Origin of the sequence: Pseudomonas sp. ADAK21 (assembly GCF_012935735.1) — a bacterium.
In the GTDB taxonomy this organism is placed as follows: domain Bacteria; phylum Pseudomonadota; class Gammaproteobacteria; order Pseudomonadales; family Pseudomonadaceae; genus Aquipseudomonas; species Aquipseudomonas proteolytica.
On sequence record NZ_CP052857.1, the window covers coordinates 4,733,796 to 4,752,295 of the forward strand.

The window sequence follows — 18,500 nt, forward strand, 5'->3', positions numbered from 1 at the left end:
TTTTGCAAAGACGGGGATCAGTCCTGGCGGCTGGTCACTTCCAGCAGGTGATAACCGAACTGGGTTTTCACTGGGCCTTGCACGGTGTTGACCGGGGCGCTGAATACGACAGTGTCGAATTCCTTGACCATTTGGCCTGGGCCGAACGAACCCAGGTTGCCGCCATCACGGCTCGATGGGCAGCTGGAGTTGGCTTTGGCGATTTCTGCGAAATCAGCGCCGCCTTCGATCTGGGCTTTGAGTTCGTTGCACTTGTCTTCGGTGGCAACCAGGATGTGACGGGCGGTAGCTTTGGGCATGGTGGGTAACTCCTTGAATAAAAAAGGTGAGCGTACCGGATTCAGGCGGTTATTTCCCGGCAAAGTTCCACTGAATTATCGGGTCGGGTTCAGGCATCGGAGAATGTAGCTGGAGTGCCTGTTGTAGGCAGGGTATCGGTTGTAGTGGGAGGGGTTGTTGTGACAAGCAGGATTGTTGTGGCGAGCGGGCTTGCCCCGCGCTGGGCTGCGCAGCGGCCCTAAAACTTACAGCCTCGGTTTATCTGAAAAACCGCAGCGGGCTTACTGGGGCTGCTGCGCAGCCCAGCGCGGGGCAAGCCCGCTCGCCACCACAAGCCCGTTACCGTTCAACGGCACGGCCAGTTCGCTTACGCAGACCCCGGCGTTTTCTGAGCGCGCAGGCGTGCGGCCGCTTCACGCAGCAATTGCTCGGTGCCGTCCCACCCCAGGCAGCCGTCGGTCACCGAAACGCCGTAGCGCATCGACGGGCTGAGCGGTTGGCAGCCTTCGAACAGATGGCTTTCCAGCATCATGCCGATCAATGAGGTGTCACCCTGCAAGCGTTGCTCCAGCACGTCATTGAATACCCCAGGCTGGCGCATCGGGTCCTTGCCGCTGTTGGCATGGCTGCAATCGACCATGATCCGCGTGGCCACTTTGCTTTTGGCCAGGTCGGTCTTGACCTGGGCCACGCTCTGGCGATCGTAGTTCGGGCCACGGTGGCCGCCACGCAATACCAGATGGGTATCGGCGTTGCCCGGGGTCTGGATGATCGCCGGGTGCCCCTGGCTGTCGACGCCGAAGTGGCGGTGCGGGTGAGCCGCAGAGCGCATGGCGTCACAGGCGATGGCCACGCCGCCGTCGGTGCCGTTCTTGAAGCCCACGGGCATGCCCAGGCCGCTGGCCATTTCCCGGTGGATCTGCGATTCGGTGGTACGGGCGCCGATGGCGACCCAACTGAGCACGTCATCGAAGTAGCCGGCGGCCATCGGCTGCAGCAGCTCGGTGGCAACCGGCAAGCCCAGGCGCAGCATTTCGCGCATCAATTCCCGCGACAGCGTGAGGCCGGCGGCCATGTCATCGCTGCCATCGAGGTGCGGGTCGTAGGCCAGGCCTTTCCAGCCGATGGTGGTGCGCGGTTTTTCGACGTAGGCGCGGATCACCAGGAGCATCTGGTCACTGACGTCATTGGCCAGCTTTTTCAGATTGCGCGCGTATTCCATGGCGGATTCGGGATCATGGATCGAGCAGGGGCCGACTATGATCAGCAGGCGGGAGTCTTCACCCTTGAGAATCGCGCGGATGGCTTGGCGATGAGCGTTGACTTGCTCGGTCAGGAACGGGCTCAGGGGCAACTGATGCTTGAGCTCAAGGGCGCTGGGCAAGCGCTGGGTCAGCGCTTCATTGGCGCTGGCAAGGGTGGTGACGGGCAGGGCGGCGATGGATGAGTTCATGGTTTCTGCTTCCTGGGCAAGCGGCGGGCTGTTCCCGCACGCTCTGCCCTACTGGGGTGTTCGACAATTGGCCATATTGGCTGCGTGTGTTGGCTTGCCACCAATAGGTGACCGATCGGAGGCGGCAGGCTGTCCCGAACGGAGCTTGCTAAATCGCCAGGCGGTGCAGGTGTCATAACGGTAATAAGTGGAGTAGTTCATGGTGTGATTTCCTTTAAGTTCGGTGTGTAGCAAAAATTGTTCAGGGCTGAAAAAACAAAACCCCCGGTCGGGGAGCCGACCGGGGGTTAGATTTCTCTGGCAGGCGACCCCTTGAGTAGTGGGCGCCGATTTCAGGTATCAGGCGCGCCAGTGGCTAAACCAATACCCAAAATAAAAGCTGACCAGTGCGCTCAAACCGTTCACGCGGGTAACCACGACCGAACGCTGTGCGTTGGCAGTAGGGCAAGCCTGGGTGAGGGTGAGTTGCAACATGGTGTTTCTCCAAATGATGGGGTGGAGCTTAACTGAGGCATGGCGGTGGATTCAATCAGTAATTTCTATCGCGATGAGGGGCTTACCACTATGGGGGGTGTCCCGATATGCTGGATGGATACTCACAATGATAGCCAGGACGCGACCATGACCACCTTGACCCTTGCCAGTGCCCAAACCTGTGCCATCGCTGGCGACCTGTCGGGCAATATCCAGCGTCACCTGGCATTTATGGTCGCGGCCGCCGAGCAGGGGGTGCAACTGCTGGTATTTGCGGAATTGTCCCTGACCGGCTACGAGCCTGCGCTGGCGGCGGGGTTGGCGATTGCGCCGGACAATGCAGTGCTGGCGCCCCTGCGGGAGCTGGCGCGTGAGCTGCACATGACGGTGGTGGTTGGCATGCCGATTCGTGTGCCGTCGAGCAGCGGGGTGCTGATTGGTGCGCTCGTGTTGGCGGCGGATGGTTCTATGGCGGTCTACAGCAAGCAGCATCTGCATCCTGGCGAAGAGGCGGCATTTACGGCAGGTTCGGGTGGAGAGGCGTTGGTGTGGGGTGAGGATCGGATCGCCCTGGCGGTCTGCGCCGACTTTTCCCACGCCAGCCATCCACATGATGCGGCGAAGCTCGGCGCTACGGTCTATGCGGCCGGTGTCTTGATCAGCGAGGGTGGTTACGCCGTAGACAGTGCGTTGCTTCAGGGATACGCCGCCGAGCACTCGATGGTGGTGTTGATGGCCAATCATGGCGGGCCGTCCGGCGGTTGGGCGTGTGCCGGGCGCAGTGCTATCTGGGGGCCTGATGGCGAGTTGATTGCGGCTGCGCCCGGTATGGGCGATGCCCTGGTAATAGCGCGCAGGGAGGCTGGCAGTTGGAGCGGCTGGCAGGTCATGCTGTGACGTAATGGAGGCCAGCGCGATGGCATTCACCCTCAAGGCCGCATCGGACCAGCACCTGGCCTTTGCGCGCACCCTGACACATCAGGCGATGGGCCATTATTATCGGCAGTACGATTTGACGTGGTCCGATAAAGGCTTCGATACCGCCTGGGCCGGGCGGGAAAATTGGTTGATTTGCCAGGATGACAGGCTGGTAGGGTTTGTCAGTCTGAGCCGGGATGACAACGCGCTATACATTCGCGAGTTGCACATTCTCGACACTTTTCGCCGCCAGGGCGCAGGCAGTTGGGTGCTGGAGCAGATGATTGCCAAGGCGCGTGTCGAAAACCGGGGCTATTTGCGCTTGACGGTATTCAAGACCAATCCGGCAAAAAGGCTGTATCAACGCCAGGGCCTGAGTATCGTCGGTGAAGAGGGTTGTTTCTGGCGCATGGAGTCCGTTTGTCTGCCAGCGCAGTCGTCGCGTTAAACCTCGCGCTCGACTTGAATCGGTGCATACTGCCCTTTAGGAGCCGATCTCCTGATCATTGCCCAGGCTATTTGCCTCGTTAAGGATGATCCCGTCTTTCATGCCCAAAAGGACCGCGACCTTATGGGCTTCCCCACGCCGCCCCTTTTTGCGCCCAGCGAGCACTTGATAGGTGGTCGCCGGGTCCACGCCATGCTCCCTGGCGAATGCCTGGACCGATTTTCCTTGATGTTCCAGCCAGGCTTTGGCTTGTGCAGCGGTACGGATTCCGGGCATAGTTCAAAACCGTTCAAGTTTGTGTAAAACGAGATGACATCGTCACCTCTTGGGGTGTGCCATAAAGGATATTACATCCAAATGAGTGGAATAGGTTCGCGCTTAAGGCAAGAGAGGGAGCGGCTGGGTTTGTCGCAAAAGGTTTTCGGTGAAATAGGAGGCGTGGAGGCTAACGCCCAAGGTCGATACGAAAGCGGTGGTCGCGCGCCCAAGGCTGATTACTTATCGCGCGTTGCAGAGAAGGGTGTCGATATCCTGTTTGTTTTGACAGGGAGCCCCACGCCCATCCAGCTGGAAAACCTGAGCCAGGTCGAAGAAAAGGTTCTGGGTAACTATCGCGCGATGTTTAAAGAGGATCAGGATGCGATCCGCCGGCTGACCAGCACCTTGGCAGAGCATTGCTCTGTGGTGAATGGAAAATCCCCGCCGATCCCCAAGGAATCCTGACCTTTTACCCAGGAAACACCCCCGCCTGCCGCTCGGCAGGCGTTCGTAGTGTATTGAAACTCTATATATATGACGCGTTCAGCTAGGTCTGTGCCGTGGTTTTTTGCTAAGGTGTCCGGCAACCTATAAGACCATTTCGCGAGGTGTCTGCTTGATTAGGGTGCTAGTAGTCGATGACCATGATCTCGTTCGTACAGGCATTACACGAATGCTGGCTGACATCGATGGCCTGCAAGTAGTCGGTCAGGCCGAGTCGGGGGAGGAATCCCTGATCAAAGCGCGTGAATTGAAGCCCGATGTGGTCTTGATGGACGTCAAGATGCCGGGGATTGGTGGTCTTGGCGCTACCTGCAAGTTGTTGCGCAGTCATCCGGATATCAAGGTCGTCGTAGTGACGGTCTGTGAAGAAGATCCTTTTCCCACAAGGCTTCTTCAGGCAGGCGCGGCAGGCTACCTGACAAAAGGTGCAGGGCTCGCGGAAATGGTCCAGGCCATCCGCCTGGTATTCGCTGGCCAGCGTTACATCAGCCCGCAGATTGCCCAACAACTGGCAATCAAGTCGTTTCAGCCGGTCAGTGACTCGCCATTTGATGCCTTGTCCGAGCGCGAAATTCAGATTGCCCTGATGATTGTGGGGTGTCAGAAGGTCCAGTCGATTTCCGACAAGCTCTGCCTGTCGCCGAAAACCGTGAACACCTACCGTTATCGAATTTTCGAGAAGCTATCCATCAGCAGTGATGTGGAACTGACCTTGCTGGCGGTTCGCCACGGCATGGTGGACGCCAGCGCCTGAAATGCAAGCCACTGAAATAACCGCCGCGTTTGACCCGAGTGCATTTCTTGCGACCTGCAGTGGCCGGCCTGGCGTGTATCGCATGTTCGACAGCGAGGCGCGCCTGCTGTACGTCGGCAAGGCCAAGAACCTCAAGAAACGCCTAGCCAGCTACTTTCGCAAGACCGGCCTGGCGCCGAAGACGGCTGCGCTTGTAGGGCGTATCGCCCAGGTTGAAACCACCATCACCGCCAATGAAACCGAGGCGCTGCTGCTAGAGCAGACGCTGATCAAGGAGTGGCGGCCGCCCTACAATATTCTGTTGCGTGACGATAAGTCCTACCCGTACGTGTTTCTGTCGGACGGTGACTTTCCACGCCTGAGCATCCATCGCGGGACAAAGAAGCGCAAGGGCAAGTATTTTGGCCCTTACCCCAGCGCGGGGGCGATCCGCGAGAGCTTGAGCCTGCTGCAAAAGACCTTTTTCGTGCGCCAGTGCGAAGACAGCTTCTACAAGAACCGTACCCGCCCGTGCCTGCAATACCAGATCAAGCGCTGCAAGGCGCCCTGTGTCGGGCTGGTCGAGCCCCAGGAATATGCCGAAGACGTGCGGCACTCGGTGATGTTCCTTGAAGGGCGCAGCAATGCCCTGGCGGACGAACTGTCCGGCGCCATGGAGCAGGCAGCCAGTGTCCTGGACTTCGAAAGGGCCGCCGAACTGCGCGACCAGGTGTCCTTGTTGCGGCGGGTGCAGGATCAGCAAAGCATGGAAGGTGGCACCGGTGATGTCGACGTGATCGCGGCCTTCGTCAATCCAGGTGGCGCTTGCGTGCACCTGATCAGCGTGCGTGGCGGCCGGGTGCTGGGCAGCAAGAACTTCTTTCCCCAGACGGGAATCGAGGAGGAGGTGGCCGAAGTCATGGCGGCGTTCCTCGGCCAGTACTACGTCAGCAGCCCCGAGCGCGACCTGCCGAGCGAACTGATCGTCAACGTGGTGCATGAGGATTTCCCCGCACTGATCGACGCGATCCATGCACTGCGCGGCCGCGAACTGGACATCAGCCACCGGGTGCGCGGCACCCGTGCGCGCTGGCAACAACTGGCGGTGACCAACGCCGAGCAGGCCCTGAGTGCCCGCCTGGCCAACCGCCAGCATGTGGCCGCGCGTTTTGAAGCGCTGGCTGACGTGCTCAAACTCGACGAGCCGCCGCAACGCCTGGAGTGCTACGACATCAGCCACTCCAGCGGCGAGGCGACGGTGGCATCTTGCGTGGTGTTCGGGCCGGAAGGGCCGATCAAGTCCGATTATCGCCGCTATAACATCGAAGGCGTCACCCCGGGCGACGACTATGCCGCCATGCACCAGGCCTTGACCCGGCGCTTCAGTAAACTCAAGGACGGCGAGGGCAAGCTGCCGGATATCCTGCTGGTGGACGGTGGCAAGGGCCAGTTGTCCATGGCCCGTGATGTACTTAACGAACTGGCGGTGCCCGACCTGATCCTGCTCGGCGTGGCCAAGGGCACGACGCGCAAGGCTGGTTTCGAAACGTTGTACTTGAATGATGCGGCCCATGAGTTCACCTTGAAGGGCGATTCACCGGCGCTGCACCTGATTCAGCAGATCCGTGACGAAGCCCACCGCTTTGCCATTACCGGCCACCGCGCCAGACGTGGTAAAACCCGGCGTACTTCAACCCTGGAAGGGGTTGCAGGGGTAGGGCCAAAACGGCGGCGTGAACTGTTGAAACATTTTGGTGGATTGCAGGAATTGTCCCGTGCCAGCATTGAAGAAATAGCCAAAGCCCCCGGTATCAGTAAAAAGCTCGCTGAGTTGATTTATGCAAACCTACACAGCGAGTAGAATGCCTTCTCACCTCGTAGCCAGTTGTGCCGATGAATATCCCTAATCTGATCACCGTTCTACGCGTCCTGCTCATTCCGATCTTCATTTTGCTGTTTTACCTGCCCTATGAATGGAGCTACATGGCCTCCAGTTCGGTCTTTGCCTTCGCGGCCGCGACCGACTGGCTGGATGGCTACCTGGCACGACGCCTGGAGCAGAGCACGCCGTTTGGCGCGTTCCTTGACCCTGTGGCCGACAAGCTGATGGTCGCCGTGGCATTGGTGCTGCTCGTCCAGGAGCACGGCAACCTGTGGCTGACCCTGCCTGCTGCCGTGATCATCGGTCGCGAGATCGTCGTATCGGCCTTGCGCGAGTGGATGGCCGAAATCGGCGCACGCGCCCACGTAGCCGTGTCCAACATGGGCAAATGGAAAACCGCCGCGCAAATGCTGGCGCTGGTCATCCTGCTGGCCAACCCGTCGAACTTCACCTTCTGGGTGCTGTTGGGCTACGCCTTGCTACTGATCGCCGCCGGCCTGACCCTGTGGTCCATGCTGCAATACCTGCGCGCCGCGTGGCCCCACTTGCGCACGACCGTGGAAAAGAAATAAAACTTTTTTGAATCAAGGGCTTGACGTGTGTTCTGGAATCTATAGAATGCACACCACCAAGACGCGGGAATAGCTCAGTTGGTAGAGCACGACCTTGCCAAGGTCGGGGTCGCGAGTTCGAGTCTCGTTTCCCGCTCCAAACATTAAAAAATGGATCTCTGAAAAGAGGTCCATTTTTTTCGTCCCAAGAAAAGTCTTTCTATGGCTTTTGCTGCGCTCTTCCCTGAAACACGCCTATCCAGTTCTTGTGGGCGCACTTTTCAGTGGGTCAATGCCCGGGCCCATCAGCAACTGGAGCGTACTGCCAAAGAGGTGCGCAAAAACATTGTGTTTCTGGTCGTAGGTCTTAATAGTCCGATCGGACCTAGAGCCTTCCGCTTTATTTGGTCGCTGAATCGGCTGATATCACTTGCGACTGCTTAATGCATTCGGACCGGCTGGTTTCCTTGACTGCAAACAACAGGCAGCGCACTGCTTCACGATCCTGCTCTGACAATAAACGGTAGTAGCGGATCAATCGCTCTTCCTCTCGGTCGAGCTGTCGGGGCCGCAGGGATGTACCGAGGGCGGCACGCAGCGTGGGTAAAAACGAAGTATTTAGCATGATCCTCATTCTTCATGAGATGAATGGATATGTGGGCTTCTTGCCCAGAACAACTGAATACATAACGTTTATTGCAAAGAAGGGCTCGTCATTTTTCGTGACTGTCGGGTTTTTCGGACGGGGCCTTCGGAAGCGCTTGGTAAAGACGTAGGAGCGATCTTTCAAGGTCGACTGGATAGTGCTGCGATTGAGCGCAGAGCCCACCAAACTGGCATCCATCGTCAGAGGGGCGGTGCGACAGCGTCACGCAATGCTGAGGCGCTGCGCATGATGGATAACGCCCCCGCGCTTCACCAGACACACTTGCTGGCACAAGATTGATCTCGATCATCTACCCCTCCTGACACATCCTCTATGCTGGCGTTTCCATAAAAGGCCAAGGATGGCTCATGGAGAGCCACCGGCCATGCATTCTCAAGGAAGAGTCAGTCATGCAGTCATTGAAGATTATTTTGTTGTCGTCGGCGTTCAACGGTCTGACCCAACGGGCCTGGCTGGATTTACGGCAGTCGGGGCACGAGCCCAGTGTGGTGTTGTTCACCGATGAAGCCACGGTATGCCAGCAGATCGAGGAGTCGGCGGCGGATCTGGTGATCTGCCCGTTTCTCAAGGACCGCGTACCGCAGCAGCTCTGGAGCAATGCGGACCGCCCGGTGGTGATCATTCATCCGGGGATCGTGGGCGATCGTGGCGCCAGCGCCCTGGACTGGGCCATCACCCAGCAGGTCAGGCGCTGGGGCGTCACCGCGTTGCAGGCGGTGGAGGAGATGGACGCCGGCCCGGTCTGGTCGACCTGTGAGTTCGACATGCCCGCCGATGTGCGTAAATCCGAGTTGTACAACGGTCCGGTGAGTGACGCTGCGCTCTATTGCATCCGTGACGTGGTGGGTAAGTTTGCCAGCGGTTTCGTACCGACGCCCCTGGACTACACGCAACCTGACGTGATCGGACGTTTGCAGCCGAACATGAAGCAGGCTGATCGCACCTTCGGTTGGTACGATTGCGCCCGGTTCATCAAACGCAATATCGATGCTGCCGACGGCCAGCCCGGTGTGTTGGCGAGCCTCGCCGGCGGGCAGTATTACTTGTATGACGCGCACCTGGATTCGCGCCGCGGTACGCCGGGGGAAATCCTCGCGGTGCAGGATGACGCGGTATTGGTCGCGACCGGCGATCACAGCCTGTGGATCGGCTCACTCAAGCGCAAGGCCCAGCCCGGCGAGGAAACCTTCAAATTGCCGGCCCGTCACGTACTTGCTGGGCAGTTGGCGGGTGTACCGGTGCTGGATGGTTCGATTGCCAGCCAAGGGTTCGACGAGATGGCGTATCAACCGATTCGGTATCAAGAGTCCGGTCATGTTGGCGAACTGACCTTCGAGTTCTACAACGGTGCCATGAGCACCGAACAGTGCCAGCGGCTGGTCGCTGCGCTGCGTTGGGCCAAGGCCCGGGACACCCAGGTGCTGCTGATCAGGGGCGGGCGCGGGAGCTTTTCCAATGGTGTGCACCTCAACGTGATTCAGGCGGCCGAGGTGCCGGGGCTGGAGGCCTGGGCCAATATCCAGGCTATCGACGATGTCTGCCAGGAGCTGCTGACGGCCCGGCAACTGGTGGTCAGTGGCCTGACGGGTGGCGCCGGAGCCGGCGGCGTGATGCTGGCGCTGGCGGCTGACATCGTATTCGCCCGGGCAGGTGTGGTACTCAATCCGCATTACAAAACCATGGGTTTGTATGGCTCTGAATACTGGACCTACAGCCTGCCGCGCGCGGTCGGCAGTGAAATCGCCCATAAACTTATCGAAGAATGCCTGCCGATCAGTACCTTCCAGGCCCGGCAGTGGGGGATGATCCAGGATATCGGTCCACATTGCCCGCGGGCATTTGGCGCCTGGTTGCTGCAACAGGCCAGTGCTGCGTTGACCGATCAAAAGTACGCCCTGCATCGAGCGCGCAAAGCCCAGTTGGACCTTGAGCAGATTGAACGCTGCCGCGAAAACGAGCTGGCTCAGATGCGCTTGGACATGGTGGAAAACCGCCAACAGTTCGCCGAGAAGTGCCGTAACTTCGTGTTCAAGCGCAAGACCTGCCAGACCCCGCAACGCTTGATGGCGCCGTGGGCATTGGCGCCCAAGGCCACGCTGGTTGACTGAGAAGAAAACGCCGCCTCTACTCTTTTGCCGTCAGGGCGGAATTTCCTTTCTGCCCTGGCGGTCCATAATGCCAATGGAAAAAAGACACAAAAGGGTGAAGTGATGCGGCGAATGTATAGGGGCGTCATCTGCCAGGCCTTGCTGGCCATGGTTTTGGCTATCAGCCTGCCGGGATGGGCAGATGCGGCCGCAGCGCCGGCGCCAGTCGATGTCGTCGACAGTTTGCCGCTGTTGCCCGAAGACGCCGACCTCAAGCAGCTCAGCCAACAGCTTGAGCTGATTCGCCAGAGCGTGCCGATCAGCACCAGTGACGAGAAGCTGGCGGAGTTTCGACAGGGTGCACTGCAGGTACAGCAACAGGCAGCCCTGTTGCTCACGGTACGCGCTACCGAGATGGAGCGCCTCGACGATCAACTCAAGGTACTGGGCGAGGCCCAGCCAGGGGAGGCGCAGAGTCTTACCGACCAGCGCAATGCCCTGACGCGCAAAAAGAACAGCCTGCTGGACGATGAGCAGCAGGCCAAACAACTGAGCCAGACGAGCCGCGAGCTCGCTGCGCAGATCGTCAACCTGCGGCGCAATCTGTTTAATTCCCAGGTCACTTCACGTACCGATACTCCCTTCAGTCCCACGTTCTGGTCGACCTTGATCCGCCCGACCCCGGAAGACCTGCAACGCCTGGACAATCTCAAGGCCGAAGGCATTGTCGCCTTGAAGACTGCGGTCAGCCCCGAGCGCCGTTGGGCGTTCTTCGGCACGCTGTTGGCGGCAGTGCTGATCTGGAGTTTCGGCAGGCGACTGCTTGAGCATCTGCTGACCTGGGCGATGATCCGCTGGCTGCCGGAGGGTCGCTTGCGGCGCAGCACGTTGGCGGTGGCGGTGGGGTTATCGTCGATCCTGACGATCATGGGCGCCGTCTCGCTGATGCGCTGGGGCTTGGAAAGCAATGCCGTCTTGAGCGAGAACCTGGCCCGGCTTTCCGATCATCTGGTCACCCTGGCCACCTTCTGTGCGTTTATTGCCGGCCTTGGACGCGCCTTGCTGATGCTGCCGCGCCCGTCCTGGCGGTTGCCGGCCATTGCCGATGAGATTGCCAGTGCGCTTGGGCCTTTCCCGGCGATTCTGGCGGTGGCCTTGATGCTGGTGGCCACCGAAGAGCGGATCAACAATGTCACGGGCGCCAGCCTGGCGTTGACCGTGGCGCTCAATGGCCTGACGGCGCTGACCACGGCGCTGATCTTTATCGCCGCGTTGCTGCGCGTGCGCCACGTGCGCAAAAAGCTTGCGCTGGAGCGCCCGGGCGGGCTCGCCGGCATGCTGCCTTTTGTCCTGTCGATATGGGTGGCGGTGATTGTCCTGGCGTTGTTTACCGGCTACCTGTCCCTGGCGTACTTCCTGACCGTCAAGCTGCTGTGGGTCAGCGTCGTGGCGGCGACGGCCTACCTGCTGATCGCCTTTTACGGCGACGTTTGTGAAACCTTGCTGTCGCCCAAACAGCCGAGCGGCCTGGCACTGGCCAACGCATTGGGGCTGTCGCCACGGCACCAGGCCCAGGCTTGTACGGTGCTGGCTGGCGTCGGCCGTACGTTGTTGCTGCTCACCGCAGTGATGGCGGCCTTTTTGCCGGCGGGCTCCAGCCCCAGCGAGTTGCTCCAGGGTTTCAGCCAGTTGGGCGAGTCCAGCAAGACGCTGGGCAACCTGCATATCATTCCCCAGGACATCCTCGTTGCGCTGCTGATGTTTGTCATCGGCTTGTTCGCCGTGCGTACCTTGAAGCGCTGGCTGAGCGAGCGTCTGCTGCCGGAAACCAACATGGACGCCGGCATGCGTGCGTCCCTGGTCACCTTGGTGGGGTACCTGGGCTTTGTGTTGTTAAGTCTGCTGGTGATGTCGACCTTGCGCATCAACCTGACCAGCCTGACCTGGGTCGTCAGTGCCTTGTCGGTGGGGATCGGCTTCGGCCTGCAGGCCATTGTGCAGAACTTCATCTCCGGGCTGATCCTGCTGACCGAACGGCCGGTGAAAGTCGGCGATTGGGTCAGCCTGGGTGGGGTCGAGGGCGATATTCGGCGGATCAACGTCAGGGCCACCGAAATCCAGATGTCCGACCGCTCGACGGTGATCGTGCCCAACTCACAGTTCATCTCGCAGAACGTGCGCAACGTCACCATGGGCAACGCGCTCGGCGTGGTGGGTATCACCCTCACATTGCCGCTGGACACCGATGTATTGAAAGTTCGCGAACTGTTGATGCAGTCGTTTACCGAGCATGAGGCGATTCTCGCCACCCCCGCACCTTCGGTCACCTTCAAGGACTTGGCCAGGGACGGCCTGATCATTGGTGTCAGCGGCTACGTCAACAGCCCGCGTTCGGTGTCCGGTACCCGCAGCGATTTGCTGTTTATCCTGCTGGCGCGCCTTCAGGAAATGGGCATTACATTGTCTTCCCCCCAGAGCATGGTCTTGATTCCGGGAGAAGGAACTGCAGCGATTGGCGATGGGCAATGACGAGGTAGGGGTGCGTGAAAATAAAAAGCCTGATGACAGTGATGGTTGCTGTCTTGTCCTGTTTTTCCCTGACGGCTTGCAAGAGTACCGACGTGGCTGAAACTTACAGCTGGTCGGGAACAGTATCCGCACCCCAGGAATACCCTATGGAGGTTTACCGGGGCGCCATCATCGCTGAGGGTTTTACCTACGGTTTTGACGCGATCTGGGGCACGCAGAATACCGGTTGGGGCAACCACGGTGGAACGATGACCACCGCGATCGAAAAAAAGCGTGTGCCTTATCAGCTGGAATTTACGTGGTACTCGCTGGTGGAGCGAACGTTCTATACCGGTAACTGGGCCTTGGACAAAGACCAAATAAAGCTCCTCCTGGATGAGGGCTTTATCGACCAGGACACCCGTAAAAAAGACACCTACAACACTTTTGTCGTTGGGTTGGCGCCGCAGGGTCGGGTGGTGCTCTGGCTGAGCGGGGCGGGAAACCAGAAGGAGGTCGGGGTCTTTCAGGCGCAGGCCACGACGATGACCAAGGAGAGCGCCTACAGCAACGCCCAGTACATGTTTAAAGACGGCTATGCAGACCGCATGCTCAATGATCCGTCCTATAAGACCTTCAGCCCGCAAATCCGGCAAAAAATCCAAGCGCAAGGCTATCCTGCGCCGCAAACCTATAGCGTCTACCGGGAAAAATATAGCTGGAGACCTGTGGTTGTCCTGCAAGAGGGCGAATGGCTGGATTTTGCATTCAGCGCCTACAACGGCGAGCAAGAAAATATATTCGCAAAGGCTCTACTGGATAATCGCTATGAACAAAGGGCCATTCCCAAGTTCTGTGGCTTCTATTGGCGCAACGGTACCAGCCGGTATGGCGTGTGGATCGACGCTTTCGATGAGAAGGAAATCTTTGATCTTTTCCAGAAGCTGGGCACGCAAAAAGATATCGACCTGCTAGTGAAGGTTGACGCGCAAAACACCAGGGTTTCCCTGGCATTGAGGGCGGGACTGCAAGAGTTTCCCATCGGTAAAGCGAAAGTCAGGCTGTCTGGTAAAATCGACTAGGCTCCCCCTGCCGACGGGAGAGCCACGCTTGGGGGCTCAGCCCACTAGCAGGGCTGGGCCGCGAGGCTGTTGCTGATATTGCGCCCCAGCACCAGCACGGTCACAAAACCGAAGCCCACCAGCACCGTGGCGAGGCTCAGGAGTACCGAGCTGCCCAACTGGTCGACGATCCGCCCACCGAAGAATGAGCCCAGCGCAATAATCACCTGGAACAGCGCGACGAAGAGCGGCATGCCGCGTTCGACATCCTTGGGCGCCACGACAAACATCCAGATGCTGGCGCAGGCCGGGAAGGCGCCGAAAGCAAAACCCCAGAGCCCAATCAACATGGCTGCGCCGGTCATGCCGGTGGCGAAGTGGGGGAACAGGGCGGTGCTGGTGCCGATCATCAGCGCCACCAGCAACAGGGTGTGACGTACGCTGCGGTTGGCGGCGAAGCCGGCAAAAATATTCCCCGCCACCCCAGCCACGCCGAAGAGCAAAAGCAACGAGCCAATCGTTGGCCCGTCGAAGCCGGCGCTGTGCTTGAAGAACGGCGCGACATAGGTGTACGCGGCAAAGTGCGCCAGGCCGATCAGCAATACGGCGATCAACCCGACCCGCGCTTGGGGGTTGATAAACAAGGCGGGCAGGTCACGGATGTGGATGGCTTTCTCGGGGTTGAGTCGCGGCAGCAGGAATATCTGCGCCAGGAGCACCGGGACGCCCATCAGCGCGGTGACCAGGAAGGTCATGCGCCAGCCCATCAGGCCGCTCAGCCAGGTGCCTACGGGCACGCCCAGGACGGTGGCGAGGGTCACGCCGACCATGATGATCGAAGTCGCCTGGGCGACACCCACGCCCTTGGGCGCCAGCCGGCCGCTGAGAGCGATGGCGGTCGCCCAGAAGCCGCCGATGCTGATACCCAGCAGCACGCGGCCCAACAGCAGCAGGCCAAAGTCGCTGGCAAAAGCCACCACCGAGTTGGCGATGATCATGATCAGCGTCAGGCCGATCAATAGATAGCGCCGGTCCATGGTGCCAATGCTGACCGACAGCAAGGGCGCGGCGAGGGCGGCCATGATGCCCGGCAGGGTCACCATCAGCCCGGCGTGACCGGCAGTGATACCCAGGTCACTGGCGACATCATTGAGCACGCCTACCGGCAGGAACTCACTGGTCACCAGGGCAAAGGCACCCACGGCCACCGAGAGAATCGCCAGCCACTGCTGTTTGACACTCTGTTGATTATGTTCGGGAAGGCTGCGAGGGGCCTGGCTGGCGCTTGGCATGGTGTTGAGATCCGGGGGGAATGCAGCCTGAAGCCAGGCCGGGGGAGAATGTGGAGGCGATTATAGGAATCAGCGTTGGCAATTAAACAGGCCGGTCGGTTTGATAGTCATCATCAATGCAATCAATGCAGCTCCTACAAAACCGGTGGGTGGCGGGGACTGCTCAATTGTCCGCGGCTGCTTTGGGCTTCATCTGCAGCCCAAGCACGCCCATGGCTACTAACGCCGCGCCGGCACCCGCAATGGGTATATAGGCCAGCCCGAACTGGCTGATCACCCAGCCTGCCCCGATGCCACCCAGCGCAGTGCCGAGGTTGAACGCGGCAATATTGAGCCCTGAAGCCACTGCACTGGATTGGGGAATATGCTGGTGTGCCAGGCGCAGCAAACGTAGGGTCGACAGGGTCACAATGGCAAAGAACACCACCCCCAACAGCCCCACCAGCATCAAGGTGGCGATGATCGAGTCGCCCCACACATACAAACCCAAGAGGTTGAACATCAATGCGCTCAACCCGCCGAGCAGGCATCGGTCGGCGTCGAATGCATCCGCGAGGTAACCGCCCAGCACGTTGCCAAGGATGGAGCAGACACCGAACACCAGCATCGCAAAACTCAGCACCTGTGGTTGAACGCGGGTGATCTCCAGCAGGAACGGCGACACAAAGGTAAAAAATGAGAAAGTCGCCACGCTCACCAGCATTGCGATGCTGGCAGCCATCAACAGTTCGCGCTGCAGCAGGGCGGCGAGGCTTTGTTTCAGGCCGTGGTCTTTGTGCAGTGCGTCGGCGGGTGGCTGGCGCATCAGCAGAATCAGGCCCAGGGTGCTGATCAAGCCCAGGCCGCCGATTGCCAGGAATACCATGCGCCATGACCAGTAGCTGCCGAAAAAGGTACCGATCGGCACGCCAAAGGCGATTGACAGGGTCAGGCCAATCCACACCAGTGATAGCGCACGCCCGGCCCGTAGCGGGTCAACCAGCTTGACCGCGGCGTTGGAGGCCACGGCCATGAATACACCGTGCGCCAAGCCGATAACGAAGCGTACGCCATGCAGGGTCACGATATCTGCCGCCAGGCTGATGACTACGCTGCCGGTGGCCAGCACGGCGATGGTCAGGAGCAACACGGTTTTGTCGCGCCAAGTGGCCAGCATGGCGGTGATGACCGGGGCGCCGATGGCCGCACCCAGGGCGTAGGCCGCGATGGCCGAGCCCACTTGCGAGATGGACTCGTGCAGGTCGAGGGAGATTGCCGATACCAGGCCGGCGACGACGAATTCGGACAAGCCGAATGTGAAGGTACACAGTGAAAAAATGTAGATGACGGCAGGCATAAGAACTCAGTGACGGGAGGAGGGCGAGCGAGGCTTTAGGGGATGATGGAGCGCCGCTCACCCGCTGGGAAATACTATAAAAGTCTCTGCCTGATACCTTTGACGACGACTAACCCCTGGTCGATGGCACCGAGGCAGGATTGAAATCGAGCATGGCGATAAAACTGTCCAGCAACGGTGATGGGTTGTCGGTGTTCCAACTCATATACAGGCCGATGGTCGGGTTGGGGGTCGCGCCCACGGGGCCGATCCGCCGAAACACGACCTTGTCGCGCATGATTGAGTGGGCAATCGATTCAGGCACCAACGCGACCCCGAAGCCACAGGCCACCAGGCCGATCAAGGTATGGATCTGGGCGGCCTCCTGTACCACCCTGGGGTAAAAGCCGGCGGCTTCACACAGGGCGATAAGTTGGCTGTGATAGCCAGTGCCCAGGGCTTGGGGGGTGAACACGAAGTCTTCGCCAGCAAAGTGCCGCAAATCGATCTGGCCAGCATCCGCCTTGGGGTGGTGGGCAGGCAGCGCCATCACGATCTCTTCATCCAGCAATAGGCGCGACTCGACGTTTTGCGCCGAAATCGGCAATTTGCGCATGAAGGCAATGTCGGCTTCTCCCGCCACAATCGCCTTGGCCTGGCTGGAGGAGGGCATCTCCTTGATGATCAATTGCACCTTGGGGAAGTGTTCGCGGAACCGCCGCAGGCTATTGAGCAGCGACTCATAGTAGGTGATCGACACGGCGGTCACTGTCAGCTTGCCCGCGATCCCTTCGGACACCTGGCGAGCGTGTTCGATGCCCAGCTCCAGTTCCTTGAGGGTGCTGTAGGCGGCGTGCAGGAACGCGTCACCGGCCGGGGTCAGTTTTACCCCGCGTTTGCTGCGGTTGAACAGACTGAACCCCAGCTTGCCCTCCAGGCGGTTGATGGCCTGGCTCAGCGGCGGTTGAGCCATGTGCAGGCGGATCGCCGCCTTATGAAAGTGCAGCTCTTCAGCCACGGCAATGAACTGGCGCAGCAGGCGGGTTTCGATCATGTCTTCTGTTCCTTCATTTGAACCGATCAGTGGGCCAGGCGCGGCAATGGTACCGTTTATTCGCCCGCGTCGAGCCCCAGCCTCTTGTCACTGCCCGTCCGCCCACCCCGGCTGGCGCCCGAACGCCTCGAACAGCTCAATGATGGTTGCCTTGACCTTCTGTACCGCGTTGCTCTCGACCACAGTGTCATGCCAGCACAGTGAAAGATCGCGCTTGAACAGTCGATGATCGATCCTGGCCAGCTTGAGCCGGTGTTGCACCAACTCGGCGTGGGCCGCTGCCCACGGCAGGATCGTGACACCCAACTGCGCCTTGACGGCTGAGAACAACAGGTCGGTGGAGTTGGCTTCAAACTCAACCTCGCATTTGAGGCCGGCCTCCTGCAGGGCAAACTCGACCCGATTGCGAATGGTATTGGGCGCACAAGGCAGCACCAGCGGCATGTTTGCCAAGGCCTCGATGGAGACCGGTTCATCGGGCAGTTCAAACGCCGGCCACGCCACCAGGTACAGGGTTTCGGTCAACAGCCGCTGGTACGCCATGCCCCGGGTTTCGACCACATCAACGTTCACTGCCAGTGCCACCCGCCCTACGGTGATCAGGCGCCCAAGCTCGGCGCTGGGGGCATCAATCAACTCCAACTTTATGCCGGGATATCGCTGGCCAATCGCGCGCGCCAAGGGAATGGCCAGCATGCGTGCGGTACTCGATGGCATGCCGACCGAGACTTTACCCTGCGGGAAGTCGGCGTCCTGGCGCAGCAGTTCCCGGGTGCCATCGGCTTGGCGCAGCAGCTCGATGGCATGCCGGTAAAGGGTCTGCCCGGCCGCCGTGGCGACTACGCCGTGCACGCTGCGTTCGAGCAACGGCATACCCATGTCCAGTTCCAGATTGCGCATCTGCTGGCTGATTGCGGGCTGCGCAATATGCAGCGCTTCACTGGCGCGGGTAATGTTGCCGCACTCGATGACCTTGATGAAGTAGCGCAGTTGGCGCAGGTCCATGGGTACCTCTT

17 protein-coding genes and 1 tRNA gene are annotated in these 18,500 nt (G+C 59.8%); 10 read left to right on the forward strand and 8 right to left on the reverse strand.

The window, feature by feature from the left end; genetic code table 11:
• Nucleotides 1-17 precede the first annotated feature (17 nt).
• The 3 genes from HKK57_RS21475 to HKK57_RS27180 all read right to left on the reverse strand — a co-directional run bounded on the left by HKK57_RS21475 (nt 18) and on the right by HKK57_RS27180 (nt 2,206).
• Nucleotides 18-299, reverse strand: a complete 282-nt coding sequence (locus HKK57_RS21475; RefSeq protein WP_133714773.1) for a peptidylprolyl isomerase — start codon at nt 297-299, stop codon at nt 18-20.
• 347 nt (nt 300-646) lie between these two features.
• Complete coding sequence (locus tag HKK57_RS21480; protein ID WP_092239311.1) at nt 647-1,732, reverse strand: 3-deoxy-7-phosphoheptulonate synthase; 1,086 nt, start codon at nt 1,730-1,732, stop codon at nt 647-649.
• A gap of 339 nt (nt 1,733-2,071) precedes the next feature.
• The gene (locus HKK57_RS27180; protein WP_272899025.1) at nt 2,072-2,206 is read right to left on the reverse strand and encodes a hypothetical protein; all 135 of its coding nucleotides are present in this window, start codon (nt 2,204-2,206) and stop codon (nt 2,072-2,074) included.
• A gap of 147 nt (nt 2,207-2,353) precedes the next feature.
• Here HKK57_RS27180 and HKK57_RS21485 point away from each other — a divergent pair, with 147 nt between their 5' ends.
• Together HKK57_RS21485 and HKK57_RS21490 are read left to right on the forward strand one after the other, a co-directional pair.
• Nucleotides 2,354-3,103: a carbon-nitrogen hydrolase family protein gene (locus tag HKK57_RS21485; RefSeq protein ID WP_169390724.1), complete on the forward strand. Its 750-nt coding sequence runs from the start codon at nt 2,354-2,356 to the stop codon at nt 3,101-3,103.
• 19 nt (nt 3,104-3,122) lie between these two features.
• On the forward strand, nt 3,123-3,572 hold the full coding sequence (locus tag HKK57_RS21490; protein WP_104912572.1) for a GNAT family N-acetyltransferase: 450 nt from the start codon (nt 3,123-3,125) through the stop codon (nt 3,570-3,572).
• Between the two features lie 36 nt (nt 3,573-3,608).
• Here HKK57_RS21490 and HKK57_RS21495 read toward each other — a convergent pair whose 3' ends face one another.
• Nucleotides 3,609-3,848 carry a DNA-binding protein gene (locus HKK57_RS21495; protein WP_029293771.1) on the reverse strand — a complete coding sequence of 80 codons (240 nt, stop codon included), beginning with the start codon at nt 3,846-3,848 and terminating at the stop codon, nt 3,609-3,611.
• A gap of 81 nt (nt 3,849-3,929) precedes the next feature.
• Between HKK57_RS21495 and HKK57_RS21500 the strand changes: the two genes are divergently transcribed.
• The 8 genes from HKK57_RS21500 to HKK57_RS21535 all read left to right on the forward strand — a co-directional run bounded on the left by HKK57_RS21500 (nt 3,930) and on the right by HKK57_RS21535 (nt 13,844).
• The gene (locus tag HKK57_RS21500) at nt 3,930-4,295 is read left to right on the forward strand and encodes a helix-turn-helix domain-containing protein (protein WP_070996119.1); all 366 of its coding nucleotides are present in this window, start codon (nt 3,930-3,932) and stop codon (nt 4,293-4,295) included.
• Nucleotides 4,296-4,446: 151 nt separating this feature from the next.
• On the forward strand, nt 4,447-5,088 hold the full coding sequence (gene gacA / locus HKK57_RS21505) for a response regulator transcription factor GacA (RefSeq protein WP_029293774.1): 642 nt from the start codon (nt 4,447-4,449) through the stop codon (nt 5,086-5,088).
• A 16-nt stretch (nt 5,089-5,104) separates the two neighbouring features.
• Nucleotides 5,105-6,928, forward strand: a complete 1,824-nt coding sequence (uvrC, locus tag HKK57_RS21510; RefSeq protein ID WP_169391229.1) for an excinuclease ABC subunit UvrC — start codon at nt 5,105-5,107, stop codon at nt 6,926-6,928.
• Nucleotides 6,929-6,960: 32 nt separating this feature from the next.
• Nucleotides 6,961-7,521 (forward strand): CDP-diacylglycerol--glycerol-3-phosphate 3-phosphatidyltransferase, encoded by a 561-nt coding sequence (gene pgsA / locus HKK57_RS21515; RefSeq protein ID WP_029293776.1) that lies wholly within the window; start codon nt 6,961-6,963, stop codon nt 7,519-7,521.
• Between the two features lie 63 nt (nt 7,522-7,584).
• Nucleotides 7,585-7,660: transfer RNA gene (locus tag HKK57_RS21520), tRNA-Gly, on the forward strand.
• Nucleotides 7,661-8,556: 896 nt separating this feature from the next.
• Nucleotides 8,557-10,275: a hydrogenase maturation protein gene (locus tag HKK57_RS21525; RefSeq protein WP_169390725.1), complete on the forward strand. Its 1,719-nt coding sequence runs from the start codon at nt 8,557-8,559 to the stop codon at nt 10,273-10,275.
• Between the two features lie 99 nt (nt 10,276-10,374).
• Nucleotides 10,375-12,783, forward strand: coding sequence for a DUF3772 domain-containing protein (locus HKK57_RS21530; protein WP_428984952.1), 2,409 nt, complete (start codon nt 10,375-10,377; stop codon nt 12,781-12,783).
• Nucleotides 12,784-12,797: 14 nt separating this feature from the next.
• The gene (locus HKK57_RS21535; RefSeq protein WP_169390727.1) at nt 12,798-13,844 is read left to right on the forward strand and encodes a DUF2931 family protein; all 1,047 of its coding nucleotides are present in this window, start codon (nt 12,798-12,800) and stop codon (nt 13,842-13,844) included.
• A 44-nt stretch (nt 13,845-13,888) separates the two neighbouring features.
• Here the strand turns inward: HKK57_RS21535 and HKK57_RS21540 are convergent, their stop codons facing one another.
• From HKK57_RS21540 to HKK57_RS21555, 4 genes are all read right to left on the reverse strand, one after another.
• Complete coding sequence (locus tag HKK57_RS21540; RefSeq protein WP_029293780.1) at nt 13,889-15,115, reverse strand: MFS transporter; 1,227 nt, start codon at nt 15,113-15,115, stop codon at nt 13,889-13,891.
• A 163-nt stretch (nt 15,116-15,278) separates the two neighbouring features.
• Nucleotides 15,279-16,451, reverse strand: a complete 1,173-nt coding sequence (locus HKK57_RS21545) for an MFS transporter (RefSeq protein ID WP_169390728.1) — start codon at nt 16,449-16,451, stop codon at nt 15,279-15,281.
• 109 nt (nt 16,452-16,560) lie between these two features.
• Complete coding sequence (locus tag HKK57_RS21550) at nt 16,561-17,484, reverse strand: LysR family transcriptional regulator (RefSeq protein ID WP_169390729.1); 924 nt, start codon at nt 17,482-17,484, stop codon at nt 16,561-16,563.
• A gap of 87 nt (nt 17,485-17,571) precedes the next feature.
• Nucleotides 17,572-18,489 carry a LysR substrate-binding domain-containing protein gene (locus HKK57_RS21555; protein ID WP_169390730.1) on the reverse strand — a complete coding sequence of 306 codons (918 nt, stop codon included), beginning with the start codon at nt 18,487-18,489 and terminating at the stop codon, nt 17,572-17,574.
• Between the last annotated feature and the right edge of the window lie 11 nt (nt 18,490-18,500).